Source organism: Lysinibacillus sp. RC79 (assembly GCF_041262405.1).
Classification (GTDB): Bacteria; Bacillota; Bacilli; order Bacillales_A; family Planococcaceae; genus Lysinibacillus.
Map to the genome: position 1 here is coordinate 52,393 of NZ_JBGCCD010000034.1, position 7,709 is coordinate 60,101.

Here is a 7,709-nt window from a genome sequence, read left to right on the forward strand (position 1 = left end):
CAAGATCCATAACAATCAACGTGATGCTTTCCTTAATTAAAAAGCGCGAGAAATCAATTTTAGAAACGTTGATTTCTCGCGCTTTTATGATGTGAAATTGTTTAATTTTGCTTTGAAAATATACTTATGTCCCAGCCTCTCTCAGACTTTCGAGAAAGGAAATTGTCTTCGATATGAAAATTAATTACTATTGTTTATACCCTTAAAAGCTTCGGTTTGCTCCTTAATTCCTTTTTCTGCGGCAAATCTTTCAATACTAGATGCACCAAAGAATCCAACAATTCCATCTACTCTTTCGATAATATAAGCAGCATCTTCCGGTTCTGCAATTGGACCTCCATGGCAAATTGCTAATATATCAGGATTTACAGACTTACCAGCATTAATAATTTTTTGGATTCGATCGACACAGTCATCTAAAGTTAATGCTGTTTGTGCACCAATCGTTCCCTTTGTCGTTAATCCCATGTGAGCCACTAAAATATCTGCACCCGCTTCAGCCATTTTCTTTGCTTGCTCTTCATCGAAAACATATGGAGTCGTTAGCAAATCTAATTGATGTGCTTCTCTAATCATATCTACTTCTAAATCATAGCCCATTCCTGTTTCCTCTAAATTTTGACGAAAAACACCGTCAATTAAACCAACTGTAGGAAAGTTTTGAACGCCACTAAACCCCTGATCCTTCAGCTGTTTTAGGAAAACACTCATCACTTTAAAAGGGTCTGTTCCATTAACACCAGCTAGTACTGGGGTGTCCTTTACAACGGGTAATACTTCATTACCCATTTCAACAACAATTTGGTTCGCATCACCATATGATAATAAACCTGCTAGAGAACCACGACCAGCCATTCTATAACGACCTGAATTATAGACAATCAACATGTCGGCTCCACCAGCTTCACTACTTTTAGCTGTAATTCCTGTACCCGCGCCAACACCTAGAAGAATATTTCCTTTATTAATTTCTTCTTTAAAACGATTCAATATTTCTTGTCTCTGTAACATGATCGTTGTCCCTCGCTTTATTTTCTATTAATGCAATTAATTTTTCCGCTGCAGCTAGTGCAAACTCTTCACTATTTATATCCGCATTGATTTCAACCATTTCCACTTTACGTTGGTCAACCTTTTCTCTTAATGTATCAAATAACATATTGTCTTCCTCTAAACCGTAGAAAGGCTGTCCTTCAACATCAAGACCTGATAACCCTTTTAGCGGCAAAAATAATGCCGTGTACCCTTTAGCTAAAGCTAATTTTTCAGCAATCACTTCACCTATTTGCTTGTTCTCTTCAACAGATGTGCGCATTAAAGTTACCGTTGGATTATGCTTATAAAATTTTCTTCCTTCAAATTTATGAGGGACAGAATCAAATGGACCAAAGTTAACCATATCTATTGCACCCACTGATACAACTTGTGGAATTTGTTTTTTTGAAGCTGCTTCTAAACGATGCGGTCCAGCTTTCAATACACCTCCAATTAATTCATCAGCCCATTCAGTAGTCGTGATGTCAAGGACTCCATCTATAAATCCATTAGCTATTAAATTCTCCATTGTACGACCGCCAACACCTGTTGCATGGAAAATTAATACCTCATATCCTTTAGTTTCTAAGAAATCTTTAGCCTGATTTATACAAGGTGTTGTCAGTCCAAACATAGTTGCAGCAATAAGAGGCTTCTTTTTCACGATCTTTTTATTTTCAAAGTTAAGCATACCTGCTATCGCAAAGACTGCATTTGTAAATATTTTTGTCGAAATTACATTTAAACCAGCTACATCTACTACTGACGGAATCATCATTATGTCGCTAGTCCCTACATACGGCTCCGTATTACCAGAAGCGACCGTTGAAACCATTACTTTAGGAACACCAATTGGTAATGCTCTCATGCCAGTTGTTACAATAGATGACCCTCCAGTACCTCCAAAGGATAGAACACCATCGAATTTACCTTCTTCATACAATTTCGGTAAAAGCGCTTCCATCCCTTTAGCAAGAACTGCGGTTGCATTTGCTCGATCTCTTTTCGCTGCAATTTCTTGTATATCTTCTCTAGCTGCAGCCGCTACTTCAGCATTTCCTACATCAGGCTCAAACGTTGGGGAAAAAACACCAGTATGGATCGTGAAAGTATTGAAACCTAACGATTCTATCAACTCTTTTACATATAAATATTCTTTTCCTTTTGAATCAAATGTTCCAGCCAAAGCAATTGTCTTCATATTAACTCTCTCCCTTCTTGATCTTTAAAATCATATAAGAAAGCGGTTTCATTTATTACTCCATTCCATAATAACGTTTTCTTTTAGGAGAGTTAATGTGTTTTTGTTCTATAAAATTGTCTCTTTGTTATATTATCAATTATGCCTTGGCATAATTGCGTCTGGAATCCGCCGGAGGCTTTAGGCCAACACGATGTTGGTCACTCAGTCGTTGCCACAGGACGTGGCGTTCTTAGACTGAGTTCCTCTATTTCAGCGGGTGTCCAAACACCTGCTGAAAGAAGTTAAATAGTTTCTAGGTGACACACCTTTATATTTTTTAAATATTTTACTAAACTGAGTATAATCGGGATAACCTACCATTTCGGCAATATTATTTAGTGGTAGTTTTTCAAATTTTAAAATTTCAATTGCCCTATTAAGTCGAAAATTAATAAGATATTCTGTAAATGAAATCCCCACCTCTTTTTTGAATAATGTGCTTAAATAAGAACGAGACAAATTCAATATTTCTGCCACTTCATTTAATGATATTTCATCCATATAATGCAAACTAATGTATTTCTTGATAAAATTAATATAATCAGCTTGACTTCCTAGACCATCAGTAATTTTACTGATTAAATCATCCAACTGAAAATCGTTCGTTTGCTTAAATGATTTGGTTATATGTATGAGCGCTTGTTCATTTGGAATCCTTTCAAAAACAGAACCTCCGATGTAACCCATAATAGTAGTATCATCATACATATATTGAACATCTATTGGTTTATTAACCGGACCTCCGTAAATCATTTTAATAATGTTTGGATTCAGTTCATTACATTTATTAAATATATTTACCGCCATCTTTTTGGCGGCATGTAAAGATAAAATCTTTTTTGCCCCTAACGATCCACCATTCGTTAAACCTAAGTGAACGCAAATAATATCTGCACCAGCTTCTACCATACATATAGCTTGCTCTTCATTAAATACAAAGGCTACAGTAAACAATCCCTTTTCACTAGCGAGACGAATAGCTTCTATCTCTTTTTCATAAGTAATCCCTTGTTCCTCTAAAGCTTCTCTAAAGAGCCCATCTACTAGACCTATACTTGGATAATTATTAATACCTGCAAATCCTTTTTTCTTAATTAAATCAATATAGCTATCTAATTCAATTGTTGGGTCTGTTGCACATAAACCAAAACAAACTGGAATTTTTTTGATCATAGGAAGGATCTCTTTACATGCAAAATCCATGACAACATCATTACTATTTGCATACGGTAAGAAACCAGCTAATGAACTTACCCCCATTAATCTGAATCGTCCTGAATTTAGAGCTAAAATAAAATCTGCGCCACCTTGTTCTGCGTATTTAGCTGTCATTCCAGAACCAGCAGCGACACCTAAAATATAACTATTTTTATTAATTTGTTTTTTAATATAATTGTTTATTTTATTTTTCTTATTTAGCTTTTCCTCCATATAATTTTCACCTCTACTAAAGTTATGAATTATTTTGTTCTTTTAGTGTAATGTACATTATCTGTTATCCAAAAGCTATAAATGTTACTAGTCTTTACAGATTACCTAACTTTAAACTTTTTCGTTTTAATCAAAATTCTAAATAGGACATTTATAAAAAAAACACAAACCCTTTATTCGAAGCCACTGAAAAAAGTCGATTTACACCAAAATTTTCAGTGCAAATCGACTTTTTATACTTAATAAGTTACTATATTTTTTTTAGCAATTCATAAGTTTTTCAATGCCCTTCCTTAAATCTCCCATAATCTTTTTACATCAACCAATTCTTGCCCATCGAATTCCATTCTGTATATATCTGGCTTTGTTGTATGTAGTAAAAAGTTCAAATCGTATTTACTATCATAAAACCCCATCATTAAAGTCATAACTGCGCCATGTGTGCCAATTACTAATTTCTGTCCTTGATATGTATTTATTATTTCTTTTAATACATTTATAGCACGTTTCTGGCAGGCAGCATTTGACTCACCTCCCTCTATAGCATAGGTTGGGTCAGAAAATGACTTATGTAATAAAGGGAATAATTCCTTGTCAGAGATTCGCTTATCTCCAGCAATAAATATTTGCTCTTTAAGGTCTTCAAATACAATTACTTCTTTTTCTATTTGTTCAGCTACTTTCTGAACAGTTAGGATTGAACGACTATACGGGCTTGAAATAACAGTATCAATGCCCTCTTTTTGTAGAATATCAGTTATTCGTTGAGCGTCTAATCTACCTTTTTCGGTTAATTCTCTCGTTCTCTCATTTCCGTCTTTTGGTGAATCACCGTGTCGTACCATATATATGAATGTTTTCATTATGCCTCCTATTGTGCTTGAGTTTTAGACCTAAAATAAACCATTTATGTGACGAAGCTAAAAATCCATATTGCTCGGAAGAACTTCTACTGTTCATCTTCTGATATTGGTAAAACTGTTGAATATTTAACTTCTCGTAAAGATAAGTTCGTTTGAATGCGGGATATGCCCAGTCTATTTAATTTTCTTATAAAGCGATCTAATTCTTTTCGATCCCTAATAACAACCTTTAAAAGATAATCATACTCTCCTGTTAAACAATGACATTCTAATATTTCTGTCATTGTTTTTAAGGCATTTTCCAAAGCTTCTAACTCCTTAGCTTGATGAATATTTGTACTCATGAAGACGTAGCACAGTAAATCGAATCCCAGTTTCTCATGATTTAAAATGGCAACTTGTTTGTCAATAAACCCTTCACTTTCTAAACGTTTTATTCTCGTATGGGTTGCCGGTGGGGACAAATTCACCCGTCTCGCTATCTCTGCATTACTTATCTGAACTTCTCTCTGCAAAATATCTAGTATTTGAGTATCAACGCTATCTAATAATTTTCTATCAACATCTCTCATGCTATTTTCTCCCCTTTTTTTATTCGAAAATTCAGCTACATTCGATGATTATAATTAATTTTATTCTGCAAAACTCTATTATTCTTACTATTATTCCGATTTTTATTCATTGTACAAAATATTATACTGCGTAAAAAGCGAAAATGTTATGATTCTTTTATCAAATATGATACTCGATTGTACATACTAGAATCAAAGGAGAGATCGTGATTTGCCGAATGTCTATGTTTTATTAATGCTTTTAACCAGTTTACTTTGGGGAGGCAATTTTGTAGTTGCCAAATCTCTTGTTGATCATGCCTCTCCGTTAACATTGACGACCTTAAGATGGATCATTGCCGTCGCTGTGCTTCTTCCAATGGTTTGGTGGAAAGAAAAAAGATTGCTTCCCTCTCGAGATGCCCTCCTCCCTTTATTTTTAATGGGCGTTACAGGTGTAGTATTGTTCAATATTTTTCAATTTTTAGCATTGGAAAGAACTACGTCGACGAATGTTGGCCTCATTTCAACATTAAATACAATTTCAATTGCGATTTTTTCATTTATTTTTCTAAAAGAAAAGATAAATATGCTTCAAGCACTTGCAATGCTACTTTCGTTGTTCGGTGTTCTTCTTGTACTTTCAAAGGGGAACATCAACCTATTATTGTCTTTTCATTTTAATTCGGGAGATTTATGGATGCTTGCAGCTGTATGTATATGGGGTATTTATTCCGTCTGTAATAATTGGGCAATGAAAACTACCTCGCCACTAATGGCTAATTTGTATTCAGGAATATTTGGACTTCTTGTACTTTTACCGTTTAACCTTAAGGATTTTACCATTTCTAACGTTAATCATTCTTTTATACTATCACTTCTATATACAGGGTTTATCTCCACTGTCGTTTGTATGGTACTTTGGAGCATTGGTATTCAAAAATTAGGGGCTACCACATCCGGTGTTTTCCTTAATTTCAATCCGATTTTCACGGCACTTCTAGCGTTTTTATTTATAGGAGAGAGCATCTCTTGGACGCAAGGGATTGGGGGATTGATTGTTATTATTGGATGTTATTTGTTTTCGCATTTTAAAAATAAAGCGACTTTTTTAAATTCGTCCCTTTCAAATTAAAAAATGAATAAATTTTGGTGATTTCCAATAAAGAATTCCAATTTACACCTTCGCGCTCTTGATCTTTTTTGAGTGTTCACTGTCTTGTTGATAATGAAGCAATTCCTTTTCCATTTATCTTCGTCCATGGGTTATACTTTATATAAGGTGTATGATGAGTCCTCACCAAAATTTAAAGCACGAATGTCTTCGGCGACTGAAAATATATTGTATGAGGTGGTATGAAGATGGAAAACTGTTGTAGTAGCAGTAAAAAGAATATTAATGAAAACACTATTGTTTGTCCCTCTTGTAAAAATAAAGCTAAAAATGTACAGCTAATAACAATTAAATCAATGATGAAACCATCTGTATTAGGATCAATAAATGCTATGGAAAATCACTATTTTTGTGCTACTAAAGATTGTCATGTCGTTTATTTTGATACGAGTCATAAGGAGTACCTTCTATCTGATATAAAGGTAGCTGTGCATCAAAAGGATGACTCATTAAGTACACCGGTTTGTTATTGTTTTGATTGGACTAAAGAAAAGATTAAACAATATGTTGAAAATGAACTTACGCCTAATCCATTAGAACATATTCGTGCAAATATAAAAGAAAACCGTTGTGGCTGCGAGATAAACAATCCTCAAGGTAGTTGTTGTTTAGGGAATGTTACGAAATATATTAAAGGTCTAGCCTAAATAGGAATAAAAAGGGGTCCTAAAACCCTGGTAAAACAGGGGTTTTAGGACCCTTTTATTGATCGTAAAATTGGTTACCACTGTATTTTTTAAAATTAATCCTCCCTTCGCATGTTAATCAATTAATTGATTAAACTTTTCTGCAGGGAAATCTACTCCTAATTCCTTCATTTGTATTTTTGCTTTCTCAATTAATTTTGTAACCTCTTTTTTAGTTTCATCATCCAAATTAGCGAATCTTCCGCCTTTTTCATTATGGGTTGGAAGTGATACTCCAAGGTCTTTTAGTTGTTTATTCGCTTCCTCTTGAGTTAAAGAACCCTCTTTAACTTGTTTCATTATTTCTTGTACCTGTGTTTTTGTTTCATCATCTAATTTCGCAAATTTTTCGTCTTTTTCATTATGGGTTGGAAGTGATACTCCAAGGTCTTTCAGGTTTGTATTCGCTTCCTCCTTAGTTAAAGAACCGTCTTTAAGCTGTTTCATTATTTCTTGTACCTGTGTTTTTGTTTCATCATCTAAATTCGCGAATTTATCGCCTTTTTCATTATGGGTTGGAAGAGACACACCAAGGTCTTTCAGTTGTTTATCTGCTTCCTCTTGAGTTAGGGAACCATCTTTAAGTTGTTTCATTATTTCTTCTACCTGTGTTTTTGTTTTATCATCTAATTTCGCGAATTTATCGCCTTTTTCATTATGGGTTGGAAGAGACACACCAAGGTCTTTCAGTTGTTTATCTGCTTCCTCTTGAGTTAGGGAACCATC

Annotated in this window: 8 protein-coding genes; 2 read left to right on the top strand and 6 right to left on the bottom strand. The window is 34.3% G+C overall.

Features of this window, described 5'->3' with window-relative positions:
- Nucleotides 1-180: 180 nt before the first annotated feature.
- The 5 genes from ABH968_RS23120 to ABH968_RS23140 all read right to left on the bottom strand — a co-directional run bounded on the left by ABH968_RS23120 (nt 181) and on the right by ABH968_RS23140 (nt 5,144).
- On the bottom strand, nt 181-1,011 hold the full coding sequence (locus tag ABH968_RS23120) for a phosphoenolpyruvate hydrolase family protein (protein ID WP_370047823.1): 831 nt from the start codon (nt 1,009-1,011) through the stop codon (nt 181-183).
- On the bottom strand, nt 977-2,236 hold the full coding sequence (locus ABH968_RS23125; RefSeq protein WP_370047825.1) for a Tm-1-like ATP-binding domain-containing protein: 1,260 nt from the start codon (nt 2,234-2,236) through the stop codon (nt 977-979). Before ABH968_RS23125 ends, ABH968_RS23120 begins: the two co-directional genes overlap by 35 nt.
- A gap of 252 nt (nt 2,237-2,488) precedes the next feature.
- Nucleotides 2,489-3,709, bottom strand: a complete 1,221-nt coding sequence (locus ABH968_RS23130) for a phosphoenolpyruvate hydrolase family protein (RefSeq protein ID WP_370047826.1) — start codon at nt 3,707-3,709, stop codon at nt 2,489-2,491.
- 293 nt (nt 3,710-4,002) lie between these two features.
- Nucleotides 4,003-4,572, bottom strand: a complete 570-nt coding sequence (locus ABH968_RS23135; protein WP_370047828.1) for a histidine phosphatase family protein — start codon at nt 4,570-4,572, stop codon at nt 4,003-4,005.
- Between the two features lie 86 nt (nt 4,573-4,658).
- The gene (locus tag ABH968_RS23140) at nt 4,659-5,144 is read right to left on the bottom strand and encodes an Lrp/AsnC family transcriptional regulator (protein ID WP_370047830.1); all 486 of its coding nucleotides are present in this window, start codon (nt 5,142-5,144) and stop codon (nt 4,659-4,661) included.
- Between the two features lie 235 nt (nt 5,145-5,379).
- On the opposite strand from ABH968_RS23140, the gene ABH968_RS23145 reads away from it, so the two are divergent.
- The gene (locus ABH968_RS23145; RefSeq protein WP_370047838.1) at nt 5,380-6,258 is read left to right on the top strand and encodes a DMT family transporter; all 879 of its coding nucleotides are present in this window, start codon (nt 5,380-5,382) and stop codon (nt 6,256-6,258) included.
- 227 nt (nt 6,259-6,485) lie between these two features.
- The gene (locus ABH968_RS23150; RefSeq protein WP_370047832.1) at nt 6,486-6,944 is read left to right on the top strand and encodes a putative iron-sulfur cluster-binding metallochaperone; all 459 of its coding nucleotides are present in this window, start codon (nt 6,486-6,488) and stop codon (nt 6,942-6,944) included.
- Between the two features lie 114 nt (nt 6,945-7,058).
- Here ABH968_RS23150 and ABH968_RS23155 read toward each other — a convergent pair.
- The coding region (locus tag ABH968_RS23155) for a hypothetical protein (RefSeq protein ID WP_370047834.1) at nt 7,059-7,709 on the bottom strand (651 nt) is incomplete at its 5' end.

Coding starts and splice junctions, on each gene's coding strand:
- ABH968_RS23140 (WP_370047830.1), bottom strand. CDS start 5,144: ATGAGAGATGTTGATAGAAAATTATTAGATAGCGTTGATACTCAAATA.
- ABH968_RS23120 (WP_370047823.1), bottom strand. CDS start 1,011: ATGTTACAGAGACAAGAAATATTGAATCGTTTTAAAGAAGAAATTAAT.
- ABH968_RS23150 (WP_370047832.1), top strand. CDS start 6,486: ATGGAAAACTGTTGTAGTAGCAGTAAAAAGAATATTAATGAAAACACT.
- ABH968_RS23135 (WP_370047828.1), bottom strand. CDS start 4,572: ATGAAAACATTCATATATATGGTACGACACGGTGATTCACCAAAAGAC.
- ABH968_RS23145 (WP_370047838.1), top strand. CDS start 5,380: ATGCTTTTAACCAGTTTACTTTGGGGAGGCAATTTTGTAGTTGCCAAA.
- ABH968_RS23125 (WP_370047825.1), bottom strand. CDS start 2,236: ATGAAGACAATTGCTTTGGCTGGAACATTTGATTCAAAAGGAAAAGAA.
- ABH968_RS23130 (WP_370047826.1), bottom strand. CDS start 3,709: ATGGAGGAAAAGCTAAATAAGAAAAATAAAATAAACAATTATATTAAA.